We start from the raw sequence: 23,235 nt of genomic DNA on the forward strand, positions 1-23,235 counted from the left end.
CTTGCGGTTCGACGCGCGACTTGCTGCAGTCGTGGCATGCCGTTCATCGATCACCCGCAGGGTCGCGCCTATTACCGTCACTGGGCGGCGGCAGAGCCGCGCGCCGCTGTCGTCTTCCTGCATGGCTTCGGCGAGCACACCGGCGTATATCACCGCTACGGGTTCACGCTCAACGCCGCAGGCATCGACCTATGGGCCGTCGATCAGTTCGGCCATGGCCTCAGCCCAGGCAACCGCGGCGACTTCGGGTCGATCGAGGACAGTTCCGCACTGGGCGACGCATTGACCGACCTGGCCGAACGTGAAAGTCCCGGCCTGCCGCTGATCGCACAGGGACATTCGTTCGGTTCGGTAGTCACTCTGTTCCGGCTACTCGATCAACCCGAGCGCTACCGCGCGGGCGTGATCTCCGGGGCTCCGCTGGTTCCCATCCCTGAAATGCTGGACTCTGACACGTCTTTCGACTTGGACCCCGGCTGGTTATCGGGCGACCCGTTCTATCTCGACTCGCTGGAGAATGACCCGCTGGCATTCGTCGACGCAGACGGCAAGCCACTGGCGCGTGAACTCGACAGGGCCTGGGACCGGTTTGGCGCCGAGCTGCCGAGGCTGGCGGTCCCGACCCTTGCGGTGCACGGCGTCAACGATCCGATCGCGCCCATCGAGCCGGTGCGCGCGTACGCCGAACAGATAGCGCCGCTGCAACTGCACGAGTTTCCCGGCGCGCACCACGACATTCTCAACGAGACCGTGCACCGTGAGGTTGCGGCGGCCATCATCGACTTCATCGAAAAATTTGCGGGTCTATCCGAATAGTCGTGGAACCTTGGCGTTTGCTGTGCCAGACTGCCTGCGAGGTCCGAGACCGCGGTGACGACAAGGAGCGATGAGTGGGGCCGCAGGAAGATCCGCCCCCGGGCAGCCGTCCGTCGGGGGACGACCATGGTGATCCTGGCGACAACGCCGGAAAGGGCTCTTCGCAACCCGGGAACCGACCTGAGGATCCAGAGACCGCATCTCGTGGCAGCATGCGGTTCCAGGACCCCGCGACTACGCGTCCGCGCCCGCCAACCCTTGGCGAGGCGCGTGCCAGGGAGAAAGCCGAGCGCGAGCGCAAGGCGGCCGAGCGGGCGCGCTTCGAGGCGAACGTCAAGCGGTATCACCGCAACCGGCGCCTCAAGGGTGGTGCCGCCGTCGTCGGTGTCGTGGGTGTTGTTGCGGCGCTGGGTTATTGGGCGTTGTCGCCGAGAACGGTCAACGCGCAGTGCGTCCAGGAGGACGGTACGGGTGGGCCGATCATCGTGCCTGACACCTACTGCACCGGCCACAGCAGTGGCCCCGGCGGTTTCTTCATCTACAGCGGCCACCAGTACCGTTATTACTACGGCAGCAGCGGCACTGTTGGGGCGAGGCCGGCGGGCGGCACCACAGTGATGCCGAAGGACACGACCGTCAAGACGTCGTCGGGTACAACCATTCAACGCGGCGGTCTGGGCACCAGGTTCTCGGGCAGCGGCGGCGGCTGAGCAGCGACACGTGAAACGCGTCAGAACACACCGACGGCCGGACTGGCAGTCGATCGTGGAAACACAGGGGCTGGTCTTCGGCACACCGGCAGTCGATGCGTCGGGCGCCGACCGCGTGTACTGGGACGAGTCGGTGTACTACGAATTCGAGATGGACGAAGTGCTGGCTCTAGAGGCCGACGTCGAACTGCTGCACTCCATGTGCCTGAACGCCGTCGAGCAGGTCGTGACGTTGGAGCGGTACGCGGACTTCGGTCTGCCGGAATGGAGTTGGCAGCCAATCGCCCAGTCCTGGCGCCGGTCCGATCCGCATGTCTACGGTCGCTTCGACCTGCGCTACGACGGCGGCTCCCCCGCCAAGTTGCTGGAGTACAACGCCGATACCCCGACCACGTTGCTCGAGTCGTCGGTTCTGCAGTGGCACTGGCTGCAAGACATGTTCCCGGGTTTCGACCAATGGAACTCACTGCACGAGCAGCTCGTCGATCGCTGGAAGGCCGTGCGGGAGTCGTTGCCCAGCAATGATATTCACTTCTCCTGGTCGGGTGCCGAGCAGACCGGCGAAGATCAGATCACGACCACCTACATGCAGGAGACTGCAGCCGAGGCCGGGTTCGAGACGATCGCGCTGGAAATCGAGGATGTCGGATGGGACACCGCGCTGGAGCGTTTCGTCGATCTGGAAGAGGCGCCGATAGCCGCGATGTTCAAGCTCTACCCCTGGGAGTGGGTATTGGACGACGAGTTCGGCCAGCGCGTCGTGTCGAGCCTGCCACAGACCATGTGGATCGAGCCGCTATGGAAGACGCTGCTGTCGAACAAGGCGATACTGGCGATCCTGTGGGAAATGTATCCCGGCCACCCGAACCTGCTCCCGGCCTATCTCGATGATCCGCACGAACTCACCGAGTACGTCCGTAAACCCAAGCTCGGGCGCGAGGGAGGAAACATCACCATCGTCGGGCCCGGCATAGAGTTGGCCACCGGCGGGATCTATGGCGAAGAAGGTTACGTCTACCAGCTTTTCGACCCCCTACCGCTTTTCGACGACATGCGGCCCTCGCTGGGCGCGTGGGTGGTCGGCGATTCGTCCGCGGGTCTGGGCATCCGCGAGGCAGGCGGACTGGTGACCGATGATCGCGCAGCCTTTGTCCCACACCGAATTCCGTTGACCGAAGAAAGTTGATGATGACGACCAACGTGATGGCGCTGAATGCAGAATTCTGGAGCACGATCGGCCGGGGCGTCGGCGCCATGTGGCTGTATGCCGCTGTGGGGCTGGTGCTGATGGTGATCGGGTTCTATGCGATCGATCTGACGACGCCGGGCCCGCTGCGCCAAATGGTCAAACAGGGCAAGCCGAATGCTGTCGTCATCTCCGCGGCGGGCATCATCAGCATGGCGCTCATCGTGGTGTTGGCGATCTACGGATCCGGTGGCAGGTTGGCCGAGGGACTGACCTCGACGGCGATATTCGGTTTCGTCGGCATCGTGGCGCAGGTGATCATGATGCGGGTTGCGACGATCGTGCTGGGCGTCAACATGGCCGGCTGTTTGGAGTCCGAGGAGTTCCGTTACCCCACGCTGATGGTTGCGGCCGCGCAGTTCGCGCTCGGCCTGGTCGTCGCGGTCGCCATTCTTTGAGAAGTCGGTGGTAGGTCAGTCGCCCCCGCCGCCGCATCCGCCGCCTCCGCAACTGCTCCCGCCTCCGCAACTGCCTCCGTGGTCCGATCCGCCGCCACAGCCCCCGTGGTGCGAGGTCCCGCTGCCGTGGTCGCCTCCCCCGTCACCGATCACGAATCCGCCGGCCGACCACGCGCCGAATTGCTGGCGTTTGGGCCTGCGGAAAAGCCGCCACCACACGAAAAATGCGACGGCAAGCGCCTCCACCACAAACGAGCCGATGATGATCAGCATGACGGTGTCCACGGCAAAAGGCTACGGGGCCTAACTCCCCGCTTAGAGTGAAAACGTGAAGCTCAGGCGCGTCAATCGGCTCGACCGCGTATCCACAGCGGTGGCCGAACTCGACTTACCGCCAGCCGTGTTCAAGACGTGCCCGTGGCAGCCACGCGAGCTCATCGAAACGGGTTTGCGGCAGTGGCTGCGCTGCTGCGCACCCGCGTTATGGGACAACCAAGTGATCGGGATGCCGTCGCGCGCGGTCGACGAGGCGTGGCACGGCCTGATCCTCTGCACCGCAAGGTATTCGGCGTTCTGCACGAAGGCATACGGCGAGTTCCTTCATCACCACCCCGACGGTGGCGCTCCCGCAGGTCTCGACGCAGACCCGACAGGCACGCAAATTGGCAGGACCGTCGTCGCGTGGTCGCTGGTCGCCGAACCCGGCGAAGCGTGCGTGTTGTGGGATCTGGATGCTCGGGTCGGTGTCGAGGCACCGTGGGGTATAGACGCAGCCCGGGTAGAAGCGATCCAGAGTAAGGTGAGCCGATGCTGAAGAGGACAGCCGTCGCGGCGGCCGCAGCGCTGGCTGCGGGGATACTCGCGGCGAGCCCGGCGAATGCCGACCCCAACGACGGCCCCTGCGAATTGGCGATCAGCTACTTCTGCAAGTTCGTCCCGATCGCGCCCGACCTCGACCATGACCTCGATCTCACCCAACAGCAGCCGGTCGACCCCAATGCGCCGCCACCGGAGTCACTTCCATTGATCAACCCGTGCGCGACGGGATGTATCTAGAGCCAGGTGTCGTCGGTGGTGGCAGTGAGGAACGCCTCGAGGTCATCACGCCACTGCGCGGGGCTGTTCTTGTCGGGCTCGATTCCGGTGTACTCGCCGCGGTAGAACAGCAGCGGCCGCGGCTTCTTGTGCGGCACATCTGACAACGAGTGCACCGCGCCGAACACGACGTAGTGATCGCCGCCGTCATGCACGGAGTGCACTGTGCAGTCGATGTGGGCCAGCGTCCCGTCGATGATCGGCGACCCGAGTTTGGAAGGATGCCAATCCAACCCGGCGAACTTGTCAGGCTCCTTGGAGCCGAACCGCGCCGAGACGTCCTTCTGCTTCTCGTGCAACACGTTCACGCAGAACTGTCCGCTGGACTCGATCGCCTGCCACGACCGCGACACTTTCGTCGGGCAGAACAACACCAGCGGCGGATCCAACGAGAGTGCCGCGAACGACTGACACGCGAACCCAACCGGCGCCCCGTCGTGCATGGTGGTGATCACGGTGATGCCGGTGCAGAACTGCCCCAGCACATTTCGGAATGTGCGCGGGTCCAGCGGTTCCTTGGTCACTAGCTCTTGAAGCCGACGCTGAAGTCGTGGCCCCACAGACTGACGGCCGTGCTTTCGCGGGCCACCCAATCGGTGTCCTCGACTTCGAGCCCTTCGCAACCGAATTCGACGTCGAAACCGCCGGGAGTCTTCATGTAGAACGACAGCATCTTGTCGTTGACGTGTCTGCCGAGTGTCGCCGACATCGGCACCTTGCGTCGCAGCGCGCGATCCAGGCACAGCCCGACGTCGTCAGCGTTCTCCACCTCGACCATCAAATGCACAATGCCGCTTGGTGTCTCACCCGGCATGAACGCGAGGCTGTGGTGGCGCGGGTTGACTCCGAAGAACCTCAGCCACGCGGGCGGGCCGTCTGCGGGCCTGCCGACCAGCTGCGGTGGCAGCCGCATCGAATCGCGCAGCCTGAAGCCCAACACGTCGCGGTAGAAGTGCAACGACTCCATGTCATCCCGCGTGGTGAGCACGACGTGCCCCAGACCTTGCTCCTCGGTGACGAACTTGTGTCCGTAGGGACTCACTACCCGGCGGTGTTCCAGCGCGGCGCCGTGAAAGACCTCCAAGCAGTTGCCGGACGGGTCTTGGAAGCGGATCAGTTCGTCGACCCGACGGTCGGCAAGCTCTGCGGCGGTGGCCTCCTTGTACGGCGTGCCCTCCACGTCGAGGCGATTGCGGATCTCTTGCAGCCCTTCAGCATTGGCGCATTCCCAACCGGACTCCAGCAGGCGGTCGCTCTCGCCAGGCACGATCACCAGCCGCGCCGGAAACTCGTCCATCCGCAAGTAGAGCGCGCCTTCGGTCTGCCCCTTGCCTTCGACCATGCCGAGCACCTTGAGGCCGTACTCGCGCCACGCCGCCACGTCCGTCGACTCGATCCGCAGGTAACCAAGTGACCGGATGCTCATGACCCGCCTCCCAGAAAGTCAACCGTGAGCTTGTTGAACTCGTCGAACTTCTCCAGCTGCGCCCAGTGCCCGCATTGCCCGAAGACGTGCAACTGGACCTTCGGGATCTGCTTGAGGGCAACAAGCGCACCGTCGAGCGGATTCACCCGGTCCTCTCGACCCCAGATCAGCAGTACCCGCTGGCGCAGCTTGTACACCTCGCGCCACATCATGCCGAGTTCGAAGTCGGGGCCGGCGAACGACTTTCCCATCGCGCGCGTGGCCGCCAGCGATTCCGGTGTGCCGGCGATCGCAAAGCGTTCGTCGACCAGCTCGGGCGTGATCAGCTTCTGGTCGTACACCATGATTCGCAGGAACGCCTCGAGGTTCTCGCGGGTGGGCTCGGCGGAGAACTTGCCAAGCAGCTTGACACCCTCGGTCGGGTCTGGCGCGAACAGGTTCACCGACAGTCCGCCAGGACCCATCAAGACCAGCCTGCCCGCACGTCTTCCGTTGTCCAACGCGAACCGTACCGCGGTGCCGCCGCCGAGTGAATTGCCAATCAGGTCAGCACTTTCGATGCCGAGGTGATCGAACAAGTTCAGCAGGGCCGTGGCGCTGTAGCGGTTGTACTGCTCGTGCTCGGTGTGCTTGTCGGAGTGGCCGTAGCCGGGCTGATCGACGGCGAGCACGTGGAAATGCTGTGCCAGCACGCTGATGTTGCGCCCGAAGTTGGACCAGCTCGAGGCACCAGGTCCACCCCCGTGCAGCAGCACGACCGTCTTGTCGTTGCCGACGCCGGCCTCGTGGTAGTGCAGCCGCATGTCGTCGCGAACCTGCGCGTAGCGCGAGGTCGATTCGAACGTGATCTCTTGCTGCTGTGCGGTTTCGGCGGCGAAGGACGTCATCAGACCATCGTGTCCTGCGGCGGCAGTCCAAACTCGTTGTTGCCGAAGATCAGGTACGCGCGTTCGGGGTCGTTGGCCGCGTGCACCCGACCCGCGTGCGCATCGCGCCAGAACCGCTGCACCGGAGCGTCGTTGTTCAGCGCGGTGGCACCAGACGCCTCGAACAGCCGGTCGATCGACGAGATGGCGCGGCCGGTGGCGCGCACCTGATCACGCCGGGCGCGGGCACGCAGTTCGAACGGAATTTCCTTGTCCGCCTTGAGCAGTGCGTACTCGTCGCCGACGTTGCCGATCAGCTGACGCCAAGCGGCGTCGATGTCGCTGGCCGCCTCGGCGATACGCACCTTGGCGAACGGGTCATCCTTGGCCTTCTCGCCCGCGAACGCGGCGCGCACGCGCTTGCCCTGATGCTCGACGTGGGCGTCATAGGCGCCATACGCCATGCCAACGATCGGCGCTGAGATGGTCGTCGGATGCACTGTGCCCCAAGGCATCTTGTAAACCGGCGCGGTGTTCGTCTGCAGGCCGCCCGCGGTGCGGTCGTTCATCGCCTTGTACGACAGGAAGCGGTGCCGTGGCACGAAGACGTCCTTGACGACGACGGTGTTGCTGCCGGTGCCGCGCAGACCCACCACGTGCCAGACGTCATCGATGCGGTATTCGGTGCGCGGGATCAAGAAGCTGCCGAAGTCGACCGGTCGGCCATCCTTGATGACGGGACCGCCGAGGAACGCCCACGTGGCGTGATCGCAGCCCGAGGACCAGTTCCACGAACCGCTGACCAAGTAGCCGCCGTCGACGACCGTGCCCGCACCCATCGGCGCGTAGGACGAGGAGATGCGCACCGACGGGTCGTCGCCCCACACCTCTTCCTGGGCCTGCTGGTCGAACAGCGCGAGGTGCCAGTTGTGCACACCGATGATCGAGCTGACCCACCCGGTGGAACCGCATGCCGTCGCGATGCGGCGCACGGCTTCGTAGAACACCGTCGGGTCGCACTGCAGGCCGCCCCACTGCTCGGGCTGGAGCAGCTTGAAGAAGCCGACCTCAACGAGCTCGGCGACGGTTTCGTCGGGCAGCCGACGCAGATCTTCGGTCGCCTGGGCTCGCTTGGCGATCAGAGGTAACAGGTCGTCGATGCCGGCTAGGACCGACTGCACGTCACCCTGTTCAATGGACGTCACTGCTTTGCCTCCCGAGAGAACGGACCTGAAAGAAGATTAGAACACGTTACGATTTGTGTCGAGCAGGGTGTATCTGCGGCGGCTGGACCTGGACACATGCATTTCTGTAACCTGTTCTAGTTATCACCGCATCTTTGACTAGGAAGGGCGCCGCTAGTGACCGACGAGCCGCTTGGTAGCCACGTGCTCGAGCTGCAAGTGGCCGATGTCGTCGAGGAGACCGACGATGCACGGTCGCTGGTGTTCGCCGTGCCTGACGGTGTCGACATCCCCGCCGATCGGCTGCGGTACTCGCCTGGGCAGTTCTTGACGCTGCGGGTGCCAAGCGACCGCACTGGTTCGGTGGCCCGCTGCTACTCGCTATGCAGTTCGCCGTTCACCGGTGACCCGATGACCGTCACCGTCAAACGCACGGTGGACGGGTATGCGTCGAACTGGTTGTGCGACCACGCGCACCCCGGCATGAAAATCCATGTGCTCGCCCCGTCGGGCACGTTCGTACCCAAGACGCTGGACCAAGACTTCCTGCTGCTGGCGGCCGGTAGCGGCATCACCCCGATGATGGCGATCTGCAAGTCCGCGCTCGCCGAGGGCAGCGGCAAGGTGGTGTTGATCTACGCCAACCGCGACGAGCAGTCGGTGATTTTCGGTGGCGTGCTGCGCGATCTGGCGGCGAAGTATCCCGACCGTCTGAGCGTGGTGCACTGGCTGGAGAGTGTGCAGGGGCTGCCGAATGCGGCGGCACTGGCCGGCCTGGCCGCGCCGTATATCGGCCGCGACGCCTACATCTGCGGGCCTGGGCCGTTCATGGCGGCGGCCGAGGAGGCATTGAAGAACTCCGGTGCGCCCGCCGACAAGATCCACATCGAGGTGTTCAAGTCGCTGGAGTCCGACCCGTTCGCGGCGGTCGTCATCGAGGAAGACGACAGCGACGAGGGTCCGGCAACAGCGATCGTCACGCTCGACGGCCAACGCCACGAGGTGCGGTGGCCGCGCAACGCGAAGCTGCTCGACGTCCTGCTCGACAAAGGTCTCGACGCGCCGTTCTCCTGCCGCGAAGGCCACTGCGGCGCATGCGCGGTGCTGAAGAAAAGCGGCGACGTCGAGATGGAGGTCAACGATGTGCTCGAGCAACAGGATCTCGACGAGGGACTGATCCTTGGCTGCCAGGCCCATCCGCGGTCGGATTCCGTCGAAGTCACCTACGACGAGTGAGCGCGGGCTACCATTCGCCGCACCGAAGGGAGCGAACCGTGAAGCGGTTGAGCAGTCTTGTCGGGCCGTTGTGTGCGGGTGTGATGATGGCCGCCGCGCTTTGGATGCCGGCTGTTTCGTCGGCCGCGACCAACAATGGGGACTCCTCCATCCCGCTGCCCGACGGCACCACTTTGGAGATGCACACCACGCTGAACTGTCCACTGCCCGACAAGCAGTGCTACTTCACGACGCAGGCGCAACGCCGCGATGGCGACGGGGTCGAAGGGTTTCCAGGGGACCTCTGGGCACGGCAGACGACCACGATGCGCTCGATGAACAAGTACAACTATTTGGAGACCCAGGTCGTCGCCGAGAACACCCGGGTCTTCAAGGCAGGCGGCACCCGCGAGGTCACCACGATCTACTTCGGCGGCGGCCCGCCTGAGAAGTACTTCATCAGCGGCCAGATCCAACCCACCGACTGGCACACCGGCCAGCCGATGCTGACCGCCGACGTGATCGTCTGCGCCCATATCCAGGTCGTCTATGCCGGCGTGAACATCACTTCGCCGGATGCGTGCGCGCAGACCACGTTCAGCTAGATCGACGGTCGTCGAATCCTCTTGGAGGACGGACCGTTTCGAACGTCGGGCTAGCGCGGCAGTCCCAGTAGTCGCTCTCCGGCCATTGTGAGCAGGATCTGCTCGGTGCCGCCCGCGATGGTCAGGCAGCGGGTGTTGAGGAAGTCGTGCACTTCAGTGTTCTCCACAATGCCTGCTCCTGCGGAGAGCTCCATCCGGAACTCGGAGAGCGCCTGCCGGTACCGCACGCCAATCAGCTTGCGCGCGCTTGCCTGTGGGCCGGGGTCCTGACCGCCGAGGATCAACTGCGCAATCTTTTGATCCAGTAGCGAACCGACCTGCGCCGACCGAATCAGCTCGCCCATCTGATCGGCGACGGCGGGATCGAGGTCGAGTTCGGAAACCGTGCGGAGCAGTTCCTCCATCGGGTTACCGAGCGCGGTGCCGTGTGCCATCGCGACGCGTTCGTTGGCCAGCGTCGTGCGGGCCAGTCGCCAGCCATCGTTGACCTGACCGACGACCATCTCGTCGGGCACGAACACCTCGTCGAAGAACACCTCATTGAAGAGGTTGTCGCCGGTGATCTCGCGCAGCGGCCTGATGTCGATACCCGGCGACTTCATGTCGATCAGGAAGTACGTGATGCCCTTGTGCTTCGGAGCATCGGGATCGGTGCGCGCAAGGCACACCCCGAACTGCGCCCAATCCGCCCGCGACGTCCAGACTTTCTGTCCTGTGAGCTTCCAACCGCCTTCGGCGCGAACGGCTTTCATTCGCAGCGACGCGAGGTCGGAGCCCGCGCCCGGCTCGCTGAACAGCTGGCACCAGAACAGCTCGCCCGTCAGAGTGGGCGGAACGAAGCGCTCGATCTGCTCGGGGCTGCCGTGTTCGAGGATCGTCGGCGCGGCCCACCATCCGATCACCAGATCGGGACGGGTCACGCCTGCCTTGGCCATCTCCTGATCGATCAGCAGTTGTTCGGCCGGGCTCGCTTCCCGGCCGTACGGTCGCGGCCAGTGCGGCGCCAGCAGTCCGGCCTCGGCCAGGGCAACGCGCTGCTTCTCGACTGGCTGTGCAGCGACTTGCGCCACGGCAGAAGCGATTTCGGGCTGTAGATCGGCCACCGAGTCCAGATCGATGTGCAGTTCGCGGCGGACACCGTCAGCCGTCAGCGCGGCGACCCGTCGCAGCCACCGCGACAGGCCGCCGAGGAACTGCGAAATCCCGTATGCGCGACGCAGATACAGATGCGCGTCGTGTTCGAAGGTGATGCCGATTCCGCCGAGCACCTGGATGCAGTCCTTGGCGTTGGCCTTCGCGGCTTCGATGGCGGTAGCCGCGGCTACGGCTGCAGCGACAGAGAGTTGGCGCTCGTCGGGATTGGCGACAGCGACGGCCGCGTCGCTGGCCGCCACCGAAATCTGTTCAGACCGCAGCAGCATCTCGGCGCACATGTGCTTGATGGCCTGGAAACTGCCGATCGGCTTGCCGAACTGCTCGCGCACCTTCGCATACTCGGTGGCCGTCTGCAGTGTCCAGCGGGCCACGCCCGCCGCCTCGGCGGCCAACACCGTCGCTGCCAGGTCCTCGACACGCTGGGCGGAAACGTCCAACGCTTCCGCGGGAGCGGAGTCGAGCACCACCCGCGCCAGCGGGCGTGAGAAGTCGGTGGCCTTCAAAGACTCCAGCGTCACGCCGTCGGCCGCCGCGTCGACGAGCAGCCACGTGTCACCGGCGGGCAGCAGCAGCACGCCACCCGGGTCGGCCCCGAGGACCCCGTCGGCCGTCCCGCTGGCCCTGCCGTCGGCGTATCGAACGTCGCCCGCCAGCGCGACACCGGCGGTGCGCTCCCCCGATGCCAGGGCTTCGAGTAACTCGACGTGTGAGCCGCCGAGGACGAGCGTGGCCAGGGCCGTCGTGGCAACGGGACCTGGCACCATCGCGGCAGCCGCCTCGTCGACCATCGCCAACAGATCCTCGGCGGTGCCGTCCGCGCCACCATGCTCCTCGGGCAGCGCGACGCCGAAAAGCCCCAGTTCAGCCACGCCCTGGTACGCGGTACGCCAGGCGCCGGCGTCGCCGCGCTCGACGGCGCGCGCGGCCGCAACCGCGCCCGAGCTGGATGCCCAGCTACGGATCAGTTCGCGCGCGGCAAACTGCTCATCAGTGATCGTGGCCGACACCGTAAACTCCTAGCGTTTGGGTGAGAAGAGCGTGCTTCTCACTAGAACGTGTTCTAATAGTGCCAGCGTTCGACCGTCAAGTCGACCGCCATTAGAGCAGGACACGTCGATGCCGCAGCGGCGCCGGGGTGAGAAAATGGAGCCGCGCATGCGTATCGTTTTCGGCGAGTACGCACGATGAAGGAGCAGCCGACCACATGTCGTCACCAGCACAGCCCAATTCGGGTTCAGGGTCGGATTCTCGGCCGCGCCAGGTGATGAATGTGGCGGTATTGGCAGAGTCCGAGCTCGGTTCCGAAGCCCAACGCGAGCGCCGCAAGCGCATCCTGGACGCCACCCTGGCCATCGCATCCAAGGGCGGCTACGAGGCGGTTCAGATGCGCGCTGTCGCCGAACGCGCCGACGTGGCGGTCGGCACGCTGTACCGCTACTTCCCTTCCAAGGTGCACCTGCTGGTGTCAGCGCTGGGCAGGGAGTTCGAGCGCATCGACGCCAAGACCGATCGCGCGGCGCTGTCGGGCGGCACGCCGTATCAGCGGCTGAACCTGATGGTCGGCAAGCTCAACCGCGCGATGCAGCGCAATCCGCTGTTGACCGAGGCCATGACGCGGGCATTCGTGTTCGCCGACGCGTCGGCCGCCGGTGAGGTTGATCACGTCGGCAAGCTGATGGACTCGATGTTCGCCCGCGCGATGAGCGACGGCGAGCCGACCGAGGACCAGTACCACATTGCGCGCGTGATCTCCGACGTCTGGTTGTCCAATCTGCTCGCCTGGCTGACCCGGCGCGCATCGGCAACCGACGTCAGCAAGCGGCTGGATCTTGCCGTACGACTACTCATCGGCGACGGCGAGCACCCTAAGATTTAGCGGGTGGCTTCACCGCTACCAATCGACCTGCAACGCGCGCTCACCACAGCCGCCCGGGTACCGCGGCTCTTGGTGGCCTGCGACTACGACGGCACCATGGCGCCGATCGTCGCGAACCCCGACGATGCGCGTCCCCTGATGGAATCAGCGGCGGCGCTGCGCTCGCTTGCGGCGTTGCCGTCGACGACGGCTGCACTGATCTCCGGTCGTGCACTGCGCGATCTGGCGACACTGTCGCGGATGCCCGCCGAGGTCCATCTCGTCGGCTCGCACGGATCTGAGTTCGACACCGGCTTCGTGCACGCGATCGACGATGCCGCCAAGGCGCTGCTGGGCAAGATCAAGGACGCGTTGAGCGCGATCGCGGCGGAGTATCCGGGCGTCGCTGTCGAAATCAAGCCGGCCAGTGTCGCGCTGCACGTGCGCAATGCCGATTCCGCCGACGCCGATGAGGCGCTGAAGAAGGCGCACGCCGCCTCGAAGCATTGGGATGCGCAGATCACCGAGGGCAAGGCCGTTGCCGAGTTCGCGGTCATCCAGACGGACAAGGGCCAGGCGCTCGACATCCTGCGGCACCAGAACGGCGCGTCGGCCGCGGTGTTCGTCGGCGACGACGTCACCGACGAGAAAGCGTTTCGCCGGTTGCACGGACCCGACGTCGGCATCAAGGTCGGCGACGGTGACACCTTGGCGGGCTATCGCATCGAATCGCCGGAAGATGTTGCGACCGTGCTGGAATGCCTGCTCGACGCGCGTCGAACCTGGTTGCTCGGCGGGCACAGCACGCCGATCGAGCGGCTGACGATGCTGTCCAACTCCCGCACAGTCGCCCTGCTGACGCCCGACGCCGACGTGGTGTGGATGTGCCATCCGCAGGCCGATTCGGCCGCCGTGTTCTCCCGACTGCTCGGCGATGCGACCGCGGGGCACTTCTCGATCGGCCCGCAACGCGAGGCGCTTCCGCTGTCGCAACGCTACGTGACCGGCACAATGACCGTCGAAACCCGTTGGGCCAGCTTGCTTGTCACCGACTACCTGTCACACGACGTCGGTGCAGGCCGGACCGACCTGATCCGGGTGATCAGCGGCCAGGCGGCGGCGGTGGTCGAGTTCGCGCCGCGGCCCGAGTTCGCCCAGGCGCCCGTGCATCTGCGCGTCGACGAAGGCGGCCTGCGGGTGTTCGCGACCAACGACCCGATGGTGCTGCGCTCGCCGGGCGTTGCGTGGGAGATCGTCCCCGACGGTATACACCAGACCGCGCGGGCGGTCATCGACCCGTCCCAGGGGCCGATTGTGCTGGAACTGCGCTGCGGTACTGAGGATTTGGCTGAAAGCCCGGTCGACGACGCGTCACGGCGCGCACGCGCGGAAAGCTATTGGAGCGACTGGGTTTCGGGGCTTTCGCTGCCGTCGCTGAAACCGGAGCTGATGAAGCGCTCAGCCCTGACGCTTCGGGGCTTGGTGCATGCCGACACCGGCGCGATCATGGCGGCGGCCACCACATCGCTGCCCGAGGAGATCGGTGGCGTTCGCAACTGGGATTACCGCTACTGCTGGATCCGCGATGCGGCGATGACCGCCTCGGCGCTGGTGTCGCTGGGCTCGATCGTCGAGGCCGAGGGCTACTTGAACTGGCTGCACGGGGTGATCGAGACGATGCACGGCCCCGAGCGCCTGCATCCGCTGTATGCGTTGTCCGGAGCGATCCTCGGCCCCGAGGCGGTCATCGACTCGCTGCCCGGCTACGCGGGTTCGCGGCCTGTGCGGGTCGGCAACGCCGCCAACGTTCAGGTGCAACTCGACGTGTTCGGCCCTGTGGTGCAGCTGATCTGCGATCTGAGTCATCGGAGGGTGGCCGACGGAGTGGCGGAGGCGCTGACCGATGCCGACTGGAATCTGGTCAGCGAGATGGTGTTCGCTGTCGAAAGTCGTTGGGTGGAGCCAGATCACGGTATCTGGGAGATCCGCGGCAATCCGCGGCATCACGTCTACTCGAAGGTGATGTGCTGGTTGACGGTGGACCGCGCGCTGAAGCTGGCCAAGGAGTTCGGTCGCGAAGCCCCACCCGGTTGGGCGACGCTACGCGATGCGATCTCAGCGCAGGTGCGCGAACGTGGCTGGAACGACGAGGTGCGTTCGTTCACCGCCGCATATGACGGCACCGACCTCGACGCCGCCACGCTGCACATCGGGCTGTCGGGGCTGATCGACCCGTCCGACGAGCGGTTCGCCGCGACCGTCGTCGCCACCGAAGCCGAATTGCGCAGCGGTGCAACCGTTTACCGATACCACCGCGACGACGGGTTGCCGGGCACCGAGGGCGGCTTCCATCTGTGCGCGGCGTGGCTGCTCGAGGCATATCTGCTGACGGATCAGCGCTCGCAGGCTGAGGCGCTGTTCGACCGGTTGGTCGCGGCTGCGGGGCCGACGGGTTTGTTGTCCGAAGAGTACGACCCGGTCGCTGAGCGCGCACTGGGCAACCACCCGCAGGCCTACAGCCATATCGGGCTGCTGCGCTGCGCGCAGTTACTCGACGCTTGAGCGCCGCGAGCGTGCGCGAAATGTACGCGATTTGCGGCGTGTCGATGTGCAGACACGCACGCTCGGCGTAGTTAGGCGGGGGGGCCTGCAGTGCGGCCGCGCACCACTTCTGTTGGGAGCACATCCATTACCGGCAGGCCGTCGCGCGGCGGGTTGTGCAGCAGCCGTCCGGCGCGCCTGCCCTTCTCCATACTGGACTGCACGACCGTCGTCAGGCCGCGCCGCACCGCCTCCGGGATGCCGTCGAATCCGGTGACCGTCATCTGGCCCGGCACGTAGATCCCGCGTGCGCGCAAGTGGTCCATCGCCGACAGGGCGAGCACGTCGGCCGTACACATCAACGCGGTGATGCGCGGATTCGCGTCGAGCGCCACGTCGGCCGCCGCCCCGCCCGACGTCGGAAGGTGTTCGTAGCTCTCCACCACGGTCAGCGACTTGGGATCCAGCCCGGCTCCCCGCATCGCGTCGTAGACGCCGTGGATGCGCTCCCGCTGCACGTGAAAGTGCGGCGTCTGCATGCGTTCGGGGTCGGCCACCGCGGGTCGGGGCCCACCGTGCGGCCAGTCGCGGCCGAGCCGCATGGTGAGCAGACCGATCTCCCGATGGCCCAGTCCCACAACGTATTCCGCCAACTTTCGCATCGCTGCGCGATCGTCGATGCTGACCCGCGAGGTGCCAGGTACGTCCTTGGGCTGATCGACGACCACCACCGGCAGATGCCGCTGCTGCACGACGGACAGATACGGGTCGTCATCAGAGGCCGAGTACACGACAAAGCCGTCGACACCCGCGGCGAGCACGGCCGCGGTGCCTTCGCTGACACTGCGGTTCGGCCCGACCGCCACCAGTAGCAGGCCTTGTCCCGCCTCTTCGCACGATTCAGCAAGTCCGGCAACGAAATCCAGCGCGGCAGGGTCGGAGAACGAATAGTTCAGCGGCTCGGTGATCATCAGGCCGACCGCGCCGGCCTTACGGGTGCGCAGCGACCGGGCTACCGGATCGGGACCCGGGTACCCCAACCGCTTGGCGGTGGCCAGTACGCGCTCGCGCAGGTCGGCCGACAACTGGTCCGGCCGGTTGTACGCATTCGAGATGGTGGTCCGCGAAACCTTGAGCTCGGCGGCCAACGAAGCCAGGGTCGCACGCCGTCTGGGCGTGGAACTCCTCGACATGCTCCACGAGGTTAGCCGATCAAGTTGATAAACCTCGGTTGCCGTGCGGTAGAGTAATTGGAAACGGTTTTCATTTGTATTAGGAGCAAGCATGCGCGCGATCAGGGCAGCGGTCGGTTTGGCGTTGAGCACCGGCCTGATCGCCGGTGCGGTCGGCTGCAGCCAGGACAACAAAGCCCCCTCCGACCACACGGCGTCGGTGGTGGCCTCGACCAATGTCTGGGGCAGCGTGGCCAGCGCCATCGCCGGTGATCACGCATCGGTCAAGTCGATCATCTCCAACCCAGCACAGGATCCGCACTCCTTCGAGGCCACGCCGTCGGACGCCGCCGCCATCGCGGACGCGACGCTGGTCGTCTACAACGGCGGCGGCTACGACCATTGGGTCGACGATGTGCTGGCCGGCCATCAGGGCGTGGCGGCAGTGGACGCCTACTCGCTGCTGCCTGCCGCCGGGCCGCAGCCGGCGAACGAGCACGTGTTCTATGACCTGGAAACCGTCAAGTCCGTCGCCAATCAGATCGCCGACAAGCTCTCGCAGGCCGACGCGGTCCACGCCGACGACTACAAGGCCAACGCCGCCAAGTTCGCCGACCAGGCCGACACCATCGCCACCGCCGAGCGCGCGATCGGCGCTGCGCATCCAGGAGCGACCGTGGTCGCGACCGAGCCCGTCGCGCACTATCTGTTGACCAACTCCGGCATCACCGACAAGACGCCGCAGGGGTTCACCAAGGCGATCGAAGGCGACAGCGACCCGTCGCCCGCCGACCTGGCCGCCGTGCTGGATCTGATCAAGACGCGCCAGGTGTCGGCGCTGGTGTACAACACCCAGACCCAGACCGACGTCACGAAGCAACTCGAGAACGCGGCCAATCAAGCATCGGTGCCCGTCATCTCGGTGACCGAGACACTGCCCGCGGGCGTCGACTACCTGACCTGGCAGCGGCAGACGGTGGACCAGATGGCGAACCAGCTCGACAAGGCGCCGCAGGCGAGCCGATAGGTTTCTGTCTGTGTCTGCTGACGTCGTCGCCGAACTGACCGGCGCCCGACTGGCATTCGGCGACCGCGTGCTGTGGGACCATCTCGACCTGACCGTGGCCGCCGGCGAGTTCGTCGCCGTCCTCGGCCCCAACGGAACCGGCAAGACCTCGCTGCTCAAGGTGTTGCTCGGTCAAATGTCGCTGACCGCGGGCACCGTAACCGTCGAACAGCAGCCGGTGCGTGCGGGCAGCGAACGCATCGGATACGTCCCGCAGCACCGCTCAGTGGAGCGGGGGCTGTCGATGCGCGGGCAGGACCTCGTGGGGCTGGGTTACGACGGCCACCGGTGGGGCGTCGCGAGTATGCGGCCCGGTGACCGCAGCGCCAAACACGCCGCCGTGCAGCGTGCGCTCAAGCAGGTCAACGGCGTGCATCTGGCGGGCGTACCGGTCGGCGTGATGTCCGGCGGTGAGCTACAACGGATCCGCATCGCGCAGGCGCTGGCGAGCGATCCGGTGCTGCTGCTGTGCGACGAACCGCTGCTCAACCTCGACCCGGCCAACGCCCGGTTGGTGTCCGCCTTGATCGACCAGCGCCGCCGCGAGGCGGGCACCGCGGTGCTGTTCGTCACGCACGAGGTGAATCCCGTTCTGCCGTATGTGGATCGGGTGCTGTATCTGGTCGACGGCCGGTTCCGCGTCGGCGCAGTCGAGGAGGTGATGACGTCGGCCACGCTGTCGGAGCTGTACCGCGCCGACATCCAGGTGGTCAAGGTCGGCGGCCGTTACGTGGTGGTCGGCCAGGAGGACCACTCTGGTCATGCGAGCGGACACACCCATGACTGAACGACTCACGGACATGTTGTCGAAGCTGTTCTCGTTCGACGTCACTGCAGACCTGCTTGGCCGCGATTTCGTCCAGCAGGCGATTCTGGCCGCAGCCCTGCTTGCATTGGTTTCGGGTTTGATCGGGCCGTTCATCGTGATGCGGCAGATGTCCTTCGCGGTGCATGGATCGAGTGAATTATCGCTTACCGGAGCATCTTTCGCGCTTCTGGCCGGCTTCAATGTCGGGCTCGGCGCCCTGATCGGGTGCGGGCTGGCTGCCGTGTTGTTCGGAATTTTGGGACAGCGCGCCCGCGAACGGGATTCAGCGATCGGTGTCGTGCTCGCCTTCGGACTCGGTCTTGCGGTGTTGTTCATCCATCTGTATCCGGGCCGCACCGGCACCAGTTTCGCATTGCTGACCGGTCAGATCGTCGGCGTCGGATACTCCGGCCTGGCACTGTTGAGCGTCATCGTGGTGCTCGTCGTCGCGGTGCTCGCGGTCTCCTACCGCCCGTTGTTGTTCGCGACCGTCGACCCCGAGGTGGCCGCAGGGCGCGGAGTTCCGGTGCGGGCGTTGGGCATTGTGTTCGCAGCGCTCGTCGGAGTGACCGCGGCACAGGGCGTCCAGATCGTCGGCGCGCTGCTGGTGATGTCTCTGTTGATCACGCCCGCCGCGGCTGCGGTTCGGGTGTTCGTTTCACCTATCGCGACGATCGTCGCGTCGGTGGTCTTCGCGGAGATCGCCGCCGTCGGCGGTATCGTGCTCTCTCTTGCCCCCGGCGTCCCGGTTTCGGTGTTCGTCACGACGATTTCGTTTGCAATCTTCTTGGTGTGCTGGGCGATCGGAAGTCGTGGTCGGTCGTCGGCGTCCGGCTAAGCTGTTGCTCACCTGGCACCGGGGGGCGACAGATGAGTGCTTTGACCACCTCGCATTGGATTCCCGACGGCAGCGGCCTGCCGTTGTTGGACGGCGCGACTGTCGGGGGCCGGCTCCGCGAGATCGCCGCCGAAGTGCCCGATCGCGTCGCCCTGGTCGAGGGGTTGCCGACCCCTGATCGACGGCAGTGGACATACGCCGAGTTGCTCGCCGACGCGCAACGCTGTGCGTACTGGCTCCTGCAGCACTTCGAACCGGGTGAGCACGTCGCGGTGTGGGCGCACAACCTGCCGGAGTGGGTGATCGTCGAGTACGGCGCCGCGCTCGCCGGATTGACTCTGGTGACCGTGAATCCCAGCCTCCAGCCCGAGGAGGTGAAATACATACTCGGCCAGTCGAAGGCCGCCGGGGTGTTACTGGTGCCCGAAGTGAGAGGCAATCCGCTGATCGCGCACATGGACGCGATCCGACCCGACCTGCCGCGGCTACGCCATGTCTTGCGGCTCGACCAACTACAGGTACTAACGGCCGACGCGGCCGTTAAAACCCTGCCGACCGTCGGCGCGGACGACCCCGCCCAGATTCAGTACACGAGCGGTACCACCGGCTTTCCCAAGGGCGTCATGCTGCGCCACAGCAGCATCGTCAACAACGCCCGGCTGTGGGTCGATCGGGTCGGGATCCCCGACGGTGTTGGCATGCTGATGCCAATGCCGTTGTTTCACACGGCTGGATGCGTGATGGGCGTGCTGGGAGCACTCGATCGAGGCGCGAGATTCATGCCGATGCCGATGTTCGACCCCGGCACTTACCTGGAGCTGATCGAGCGGGAACGGCCCTGGTTCGCGGGCGGCGTGCCGACCATGTTCATCGCAGCCATGGAGCACCCCGGCGTGTCGCGCCGCGATCTGTCGTCGTGGAAATCAGCGGTGGCCGGCGGCACGCAGGTGCCCGAGGCCCTGGTGCGCCGCGTCGAAGAGGCGTTGGGTGTCGACTTCACCATCATCTACGGCCAGACCGAGTGCTCTCCGGTGCTGACCAACACCTTCCCCTCGGACAGCACCGAAGACAAAGGTACGACGGTCGGAAAACCTCTGCCTCACACCGAGATTCGCATTGCCGACCCCACATCGATGGAAACGGTGCCTATTGGCTCCCCTGGAGAACTCTTGGCCCGCGGGTACTTCACGATGCTCGGCTATTTCAACATGCCCGAGGCAACTGCCAAGACCGTGACCTCTGACGGCTGGGTACGCACCGGCGACCTGGCGGTGATGGACGAGCGCGGCTACTGCCGAATCGTCGGGCGGTGCAAGGACATGATCATTCGCGGCGGCGAGAATCTCTTCCCCGCCGAGATAGAAGACGTCCTCTACCGTCATCCCGCTGTCGCGGAGGCGACCGTTGTCGGTCTTCCCGACGACCATTGGGGGGAGGTCGTCGGCGCATTCATCCGGCCACATGATCGGGCACCGACGATCACCGACTTGCGTTCGCACATGCGGGCGCACATCTCGCCGCAGAAGACTCCGACGAAGTGGTATGCCGTCGACGGCTTCCCGCTCACCGGCTCCGGCAAGATCCAGAAGTTCGCCATCCGCGAGGCATGGGAAAAGGGCGCCTACGAGGGCCAGGAACTTCGCGACTAACCCGTTTCGATCGGATGTGTTGCGTCTGAACACCATTCGGACCACGACCCGGGGTAGAGCGCCGCAGTGGTGCCGTTGGCGGTCAGTGCGGCAACCACGACCGATGCGGTGACCCCCGATCCGCAATAGGCTCCGACTGCTCCATCGACCACAGGCAGCCGGTCAAGGGCGAAGGTGCCGTCGGGTTTCAACAACCCTGTGCTCGGCACGTTCCTCGCTCCGGGAATGTGGCCTGCGACCGGATCGACAGGTTCGACCTCACCGCGGAATCGCTCGGGTGCGCGCGCATCGAGCAAGACGTCGGCAGCGCCGGCCTGCTCCGCGGTCAGTGTTGGCAGTGCGCCGGCATACAGGTCGTCGTGCGCCACCGTCACGTCGCCAGGTTCCGGTGTGACGGCCCCGCTTTCGAGAGGGCCGGTCCATGCGCTCAGGCCGCCGTCGAGGATGCGGACGCCGGCAATGCCCGCGGCGGTCAACACCCACCAGGCCCGCGCCGAGCCTGCCCGATTCCAATCGTCGTAGACGACGACCGGAACACCGTCGCGCACGCCCCACCGCCGGGCCGCGGCCTCGATGCTGCGCCCCGAAGGCAGCGGATGGCGTCCGCGCCCGGTCACGCTGTGATCGCTCAGCTCGTCTTCGAGGGACACATACACCGCCCCTCGGAGGTGGCCCCGCTCGTAGGCGGGCCTGCCGTCGGGCTCAGTCAACTGCCAGCGGACATCCAGAATCGTCAACGGCTCAACGGCGGCCATCCGCTGAGCCAATTCGGTTGCGGTGATCAACACGTCGTCGCGGCTCACCGCATCGATGGTGCCACCTATGCTGTGGCGCGTGACCGACCACGCCTTCAGCGCAACGGAGCGCCGGGCCATCTACCGCGCCATCGCCGAGCGACGCGATATGCGCCGATTCGTGCCGGATGCCGCGGTGCCAGAGGACGTGCTCGCGCGACTGCTGCAGGCCGCACACGCTGCGCCCAGTGTCGGGCTGATGCAGCCGTGGCGGTTCATCAGGATCACCGAGGCGGGATTGCGCGCGCGAATCCACGCCCTTGTCGATGAGGAGCGGCTGCGCACCGCCGAGGCGCTGGGCCCCCGGGGCGACGAGTTCCTCTCGCTGAAGGTCGAAGGCATTCTCGAATGCGCCGAACTGCTGGTGGTGGCGCTCGCCGATGACCGAGCGGCTCATGTGTTCGGCAGGCGCACCCTGCCGCAGATGGACCTGGCGTCCGTGTCGTGCGCGATCCAGAATCTCTGGCTGGCCGCGCGCGCCGAAGGCCTCGGCATGGGCTGGGTGTCGATCTTCGATCCCGCCCGGCTCGGCGCGCTGCTGGGGATGCCCGATGGGGCGGAGCCGGTGGCGATCCTGTGCCTTGGACCGGTGCCCGACTTTCCGCCGAGGCCACAGCTGGAGATCGACCACTGGAGGTTCGGTCGTCCGCTTCGTGAATTCGTTTCGGAGAACGGCTGGACCGCGCCGGCACCGGCATAGGCTGGCGGCCGTGGGGACAGTGGATCTCAACGCGGATCTTGGCGAGAGCTTCGGGGTTTGGCGGCTCGGCGACGACGACGCGATGCTCGACGTGGTCACCAGCGCCAACGTGGCGTGCGGGTTTCACGCAGGCGACGCCGCGACGCTCGCGCGGACCTGTCGGGCAGCCGCTGAACGCGGCGTGCGGATCGGCGCGCAGGTCAGCTATCGCGACCTGGCGGGGTTCGGCCGTCGCTTCATCGACATGTCACCCGAGGAACTCACGGCCGACGTCATCTATCAGATCGGTGCGCTGCAGGCGCTCGCCCACACCGCGGGCTCGTCGGTCAGCTACGTCAAACCTCATGGCGCGCTGTACAACGCGATCGTCAACAACCACGGGCAGGCCCGCGCCGTCGCACAGGCAGTGCACGCCGTCGACCCCGGTCTCGCTGTGCTCGGGCTTTCGGGATCGGTGTTCTTCGCCGAGGCCCAGGAACTCGGGCTGCGAACGGTGCCCGAGGCGTTCGCCGATCGCGCGTATCGCTCTGATGGACAACTGGTTTCGCGGAAGCTGGCCAATGCCGTCCTGCACAACGTTGCAGAGATCGCCGAGCGGGTGACGTCAATGGTCACCGCAGGCCGCGTGGCCGCCGTAGATGGCTCGACAATCCCGATCACCGTGGAATCCGTTTGCGTGCACGGCGATTCGCCCGGCGCGGTGCAAATCGCGAACGCCGTACGGGATCGGCTCGTCGCCGAGGGCGTGGAGTTGAAGGCGTTTACTTGATCTCGACGAACGGCAGCAACGCCATCTCGCGGGCATTCTTGATCGCGATCGCGACCTGACGCTGTTGCTGCGGAGTCAGCCCTGTCACGCGCCGGGACCGGATCTTGCCCCGCTCGGAAATGAACGTGCGCAGCAGGTGGGTGTCCTTGTAATCGATGGCCGTGACGCCGAGCGCCTTGAGCGGATTCTTCTTCTGCCGCTTGAGCTCTGGCAGTGGCGGCCGGCGCATCCGGGACTTCTTGGCCATCAGAGCAGTGTCCTCAATCTGGACGTCGAGAGTGTGGGATATGACGGATTTCGGCAGGAATCCGTCAATTATCCGACGCC

General features: G+C 65.7%; 25 protein-coding genes. 16 read left to right on the top strand and 9 right to left on the bottom strand.

From position 1 onward, the window contains the following. The first annotated feature begins 36 nt into the window (after positions 1 to 36). The 4 genes from J3E61_RS06140 (at position 37) to J3E61_RS06155 (ending at position 3,170) form a co-directional block, all read left to right on the top strand. Positions 37 to 816 (top strand): alpha/beta fold hydrolase, encoded by a 780-nt coding sequence (locus tag J3E61_RS06140; protein ID WP_210082957.1) that lies wholly within the window; start codon positions 37 to 39, stop codon positions 814 to 816. Positions 817 to 1,028: 212 nt separating this feature from the next. Continuing rightward, the gene (locus J3E61_RS06145; protein ID WP_210085453.1) at positions 1,029 to 1,526 is read left to right on the top strand and encodes a hypothetical protein; all 498 of its coding nucleotides are present in this window, start codon (positions 1,029 to 1,031) and stop codon (positions 1,524 to 1,526) included. A 10-nt stretch (positions 1,527 to 1,536) separates the two neighbouring features. Next, a complete protein-coding gene (locus tag J3E61_RS06150; protein WP_192724382.1) occupies positions 1,537 to 2,712 on the top strand; it encodes a glutathionylspermidine synthase family protein in 1,176 nt (391 codons plus the stop codon). A gap of 23 nt (positions 2,713 to 2,735) precedes the next feature. Then, positions 2,736 to 3,170, top strand: coding sequence for a DUF350 domain-containing protein (locus tag J3E61_RS06155; RefSeq protein ID WP_210085454.1), 435 nt, complete (start codon positions 2,736 to 2,738; stop codon positions 3,168 to 3,170). Between the two features lie 15 nt (positions 3,171 to 3,185). Here the strand turns inward: J3E61_RS06155 and J3E61_RS06160 are convergent, their stop codons facing one another. Next, positions 3,186 to 3,455, bottom strand: a complete 270-nt coding sequence (locus tag J3E61_RS06160; protein WP_210082958.1) for a hypothetical protein — start codon at positions 3,453 to 3,455, stop codon at positions 3,186 to 3,188. 43 nt (positions 3,456 to 3,498) lie between these two features. Between J3E61_RS06160 and J3E61_RS06165 the strand changes: the two genes are divergently transcribed. Continuing rightward, a complete protein-coding gene (locus J3E61_RS06165) occupies positions 3,499 to 3,984 on the top strand; it encodes a hypothetical protein (RefSeq protein WP_210082959.1) in 486 nt (161 codons plus the stop codon). Beyond that, complete coding sequence (locus J3E61_RS06170; protein ID WP_210082960.1) at positions 3,978 to 4,226, top strand: fibronectin-binding protein; 249 nt, start codon at positions 3,978 to 3,980, stop codon at positions 4,224 to 4,226. The genes J3E61_RS06165 and J3E61_RS06170 overlap by 7 nt, the downstream gene beginning before the upstream one ends. Here J3E61_RS06170 and J3E61_RS06175 read toward each other — a convergent pair. The 4 genes from J3E61_RS06175 to J3E61_RS06190 are packed head-to-tail and all read right to left on the bottom strand — an operon-like array spanning position 4,223 to position 7,762. After that, a complete protein-coding gene (locus J3E61_RS06175; protein WP_210082961.1) occupies positions 4,223 to 4,789 on the bottom strand; it encodes a flavin reductase in 567 nt (188 codons plus the stop codon). The genes J3E61_RS06170 and J3E61_RS06175 overlap by 4 nt on opposite strands. Beyond that, positions 4,789 to 5,691, bottom strand: coding sequence for a VOC family protein (locus tag J3E61_RS06180; RefSeq protein WP_192724388.1), 903 nt, complete (start codon positions 5,689 to 5,691; stop codon positions 4,789 to 4,791). Before J3E61_RS06180 ends, J3E61_RS06175 begins: the two co-directional genes overlap by 1 nt. Then, a complete protein-coding gene (locus J3E61_RS06185; RefSeq protein ID WP_210082962.1) occupies positions 5,688 to 6,578 on the bottom strand; it encodes an alpha/beta fold hydrolase in 891 nt (296 codons plus the stop codon). The genes J3E61_RS06180 and J3E61_RS06185 overlap by 4 nt, the downstream gene beginning before the upstream one ends. Next, positions 6,578 to 7,762, bottom strand: a complete 1,185-nt coding sequence (locus J3E61_RS06190; protein WP_192724390.1) for an acyl-CoA dehydrogenase family protein — start codon at positions 7,760 to 7,762, stop codon at positions 6,578 to 6,580. Before J3E61_RS06190 ends, J3E61_RS06185 begins: the two co-directional genes overlap by 1 nt. Positions 7,763 to 7,918: 156 nt before the next feature. On the opposite strand from J3E61_RS06190, the gene J3E61_RS06195 reads away from it, so the two are divergent. Together J3E61_RS06195 and J3E61_RS06200 are read left to right on the top strand one after the other, a co-directional pair. After that, on the top strand, positions 7,919 to 8,977 hold the full coding sequence (locus J3E61_RS06195; RefSeq protein WP_192724391.1) for a 2Fe-2S iron-sulfur cluster binding domain-containing protein: 1,059 nt from the start codon (positions 7,919 to 7,921) through the stop codon (positions 8,975 to 8,977). A gap of 83 nt (positions 8,978 to 9,060) precedes the next feature. Continuing rightward, positions 9,061 to 9,561 (top strand): hypothetical protein, encoded by a 501-nt coding sequence (locus J3E61_RS06200; protein WP_192725206.1) that lies wholly within the window; start codon positions 9,061 to 9,063, stop codon positions 9,559 to 9,561. Positions 9,562 to 9,611: 50 nt separating this feature from the next. Here the strand turns inward: J3E61_RS06200 and J3E61_RS06205 are convergent, their stop codons facing one another. Then, the gene (locus J3E61_RS06205; protein ID WP_210082963.1) at positions 9,612 to 11,723 is read right to left on the bottom strand and encodes an acyl-CoA dehydrogenase family protein; all 2,112 of its coding nucleotides are present in this window, start codon (positions 11,721 to 11,723) and stop codon (positions 9,612 to 9,614) included. A 263-nt stretch (positions 11,724 to 11,986) separates the two neighbouring features. Here J3E61_RS06205 and kstR point away from each other — a divergent pair, with 263 nt between their 5' ends. Both kstR and otsB read left to right on the top strand, forming a co-directional pair. Continuing rightward, complete coding sequence (gene kstR / locus J3E61_RS06210; RefSeq protein ID WP_192724394.1) at positions 11,987 to 12,592, top strand: cholesterol catabolism transcriptional regulator KstR; 606 nt, start codon at positions 11,987 to 11,989, stop codon at positions 12,590 to 12,592. Between the two features lie 21 nt (positions 12,593 to 12,613). After that, entirely contained in the window at positions 12,614 to 15,133 is a 2,520-nt protein-coding gene (otsB, locus tag J3E61_RS06215; protein WP_210085455.1) for a trehalose-phosphatase, read from the top strand. Between the two features lie 71 nt (positions 15,134 to 15,204). On the opposite strand, the gene J3E61_RS06220 is transcribed toward otsB, so the two are convergent. Then, the gene (locus tag J3E61_RS06220) at positions 15,205 to 16,305 is read right to left on the bottom strand and encodes a LacI family DNA-binding transcriptional regulator (RefSeq protein ID WP_210082964.1); all 1,101 of its coding nucleotides are present in this window, start codon (positions 16,303 to 16,305) and stop codon (positions 15,205 to 15,207) included. 91 nt (positions 16,306 to 16,396) lie between these two features. On the opposite strand from J3E61_RS06220, the gene J3E61_RS06225 reads away from it, so the two are divergent. Genes J3E61_RS06225 through J3E61_RS06240 form a run of 4 tightly spaced genes read left to right on the top strand, consistent with a single transcriptional unit; the run spans position 16,397 to position 20,645 of the window. Then, entirely contained in the window at positions 16,397 to 17,311 is a 915-nt protein-coding gene (locus tag J3E61_RS06225) for a zinc ABC transporter substrate-binding protein (protein WP_210082965.1), read from the top strand. Between the two features lie 10 nt (positions 17,312 to 17,321). Beyond that, complete coding sequence (locus J3E61_RS06230; RefSeq protein ID WP_210082966.1) at positions 17,322 to 18,137, top strand: metal ABC transporter ATP-binding protein; 816 nt, start codon at positions 17,322 to 17,324, stop codon at positions 18,135 to 18,137. After that, entirely contained in the window at positions 18,130 to 18,996 is an 867-nt protein-coding gene (locus tag J3E61_RS06235) for a metal ABC transporter permease (RefSeq protein ID WP_210082967.1), read from the top strand. Before J3E61_RS06230 ends, J3E61_RS06235 begins: the two co-directional genes overlap by 8 nt. Positions 18,997 to 19,028: 32 nt before the next feature. Then, positions 19,029 to 20,645 (top strand): AMP-binding protein, encoded by a 1,617-nt coding sequence (locus tag J3E61_RS06240; protein WP_210082968.1) that lies wholly within the window; start codon positions 19,029 to 19,031, stop codon positions 20,643 to 20,645. Here J3E61_RS06240 and J3E61_RS06245 read toward each other — a convergent pair. Next, a complete protein-coding gene (locus J3E61_RS06245; protein WP_210082969.1) occupies positions 20,642 to 21,520 on the bottom strand; it encodes a sulfurtransferase in 879 nt (292 codons plus the stop codon). The two genes, J3E61_RS06240 and J3E61_RS06245, sit on opposite strands and share 4 nt — an antisense overlap. Between J3E61_RS06245 and bluB the strand changes: the two genes are divergently transcribed. Next, positions 21,468 to 22,139, top strand: coding sequence for a 5,6-dimethylbenzimidazole synthase (bluB, locus tag J3E61_RS06250; protein ID WP_210082970.1), 672 nt, complete (start codon positions 21,468 to 21,470; stop codon positions 22,137 to 22,139). The genes J3E61_RS06245 and bluB overlap by 53 nt on opposite strands. Before the next feature lie 10 nt (positions 22,140 to 22,149). Next, complete coding sequence (locus tag J3E61_RS06255; protein ID WP_210082971.1) at positions 22,150 to 22,908, top strand: LamB/YcsF family protein; 759 nt, start codon at positions 22,150 to 22,152, stop codon at positions 22,906 to 22,908. Here the strand turns inward: J3E61_RS06255 and J3E61_RS06260 are convergent. Next, a complete protein-coding gene (locus J3E61_RS06260; protein WP_192724403.1) occupies positions 22,901 to 23,155 on the bottom strand; it encodes a 30S ribosomal protein S18 in 255 nt (84 codons plus the stop codon). The two genes, J3E61_RS06255 and J3E61_RS06260, sit on opposite strands and share 8 nt — an antisense overlap. Between the last annotated feature and the right edge of the window lie 80 nt (positions 23,156 to 23,235).

Source organism: Mycobacterium sp. OAE908 (genome assembly GCF_017872775.1).
GTDB lineage: Bacteria > Actinomycetota > Actinomycetes > Mycobacteriales > Mycobacteriaceae > Mycobacterium.

Excerpts from the sequence above, each read along its gene's own strand:
- J3E61_RS06170 (WP_210082960.1), top strand. The coding sequence starts at position 3,978 with ATGCTGAAGAGGACAGCCGTCGCGGCGGCCGCAGCGCTGGCTGCGGGG.
- J3E61_RS06145 (WP_210085453.1), top strand. The coding sequence starts at position 1,029 with ATGCGGTTCCAGGACCCCGCGACTACGCGTCCGCGCCCGCCAACCCTT.
- J3E61_RS06140 (WP_210082957.1), top strand. The coding sequence starts at position 37 with ATGCCGTTCATCGATCACCCGCAGGGTCGCGCCTATTACCGTCACTGG.
- J3E61_RS06200 (WP_192725206.1), top strand. The coding sequence starts at position 9,061 with ATGATGGCCGCCGCGCTTTGGATGCCGGCTGTTTCGTCGGCCGCGACC.
- J3E61_RS06185 (WP_210082962.1), bottom strand. The coding sequence starts at position 6,578 with ATGACGTCCTTCGCCGCCGAAACCGCACAGCAGCAAGAGATCACGTTC.
- J3E61_RS06180 (WP_192724388.1), bottom strand. The coding sequence starts at position 5,691 with ATGAGCATCCGGTCACTTGGTTACCTGCGGATCGAGTCGACGGACGTG.
- J3E61_RS06220 (WP_210082964.1), bottom strand. The coding sequence starts at position 16,305 with ATGTCGAGGAGTTCCACGCCCAGACGGCGTGCGACCCTGGCTTCGTTG.
- J3E61_RS06245 (WP_210082969.1), bottom strand. The coding sequence starts at position 21,520 with ATGGCCCGGCGCTCCGTTGCGCTGAAGGCGTGGTCGGTCACGCGCCAC.
- J3E61_RS06235 (WP_210082967.1), top strand. The coding sequence starts at position 18,130 with ATGACTGAACGACTCACGGACATGTTGTCGAAGCTGTTCTCGTTCGAC.
- bluB (WP_210082970.1), top strand. The coding sequence starts at position 21,468 with ATGCTGTGGCGCGTGACCGACCACGCCTTCAGCGCAACGGAGCGCCGG.
- J3E61_RS06260 (WP_192724403.1), bottom strand. The coding sequence starts at position 23,155 with ATGGCCAAGAAGTCCCGGATGCGCCGGCCGCCACTGCCAGAGCTCAAG.
- J3E61_RS06240 (WP_210082968.1), top strand. The coding sequence starts at position 19,029 with ATGAGTGCTTTGACCACCTCGCATTGGATTCCCGACGGCAGCGGCCTG.
- J3E61_RS06225 (WP_210082965.1), top strand. The coding sequence starts at position 16,397 with ATGCGCGCGATCAGGGCAGCGGTCGGTTTGGCGTTGAGCACCGGCCTG.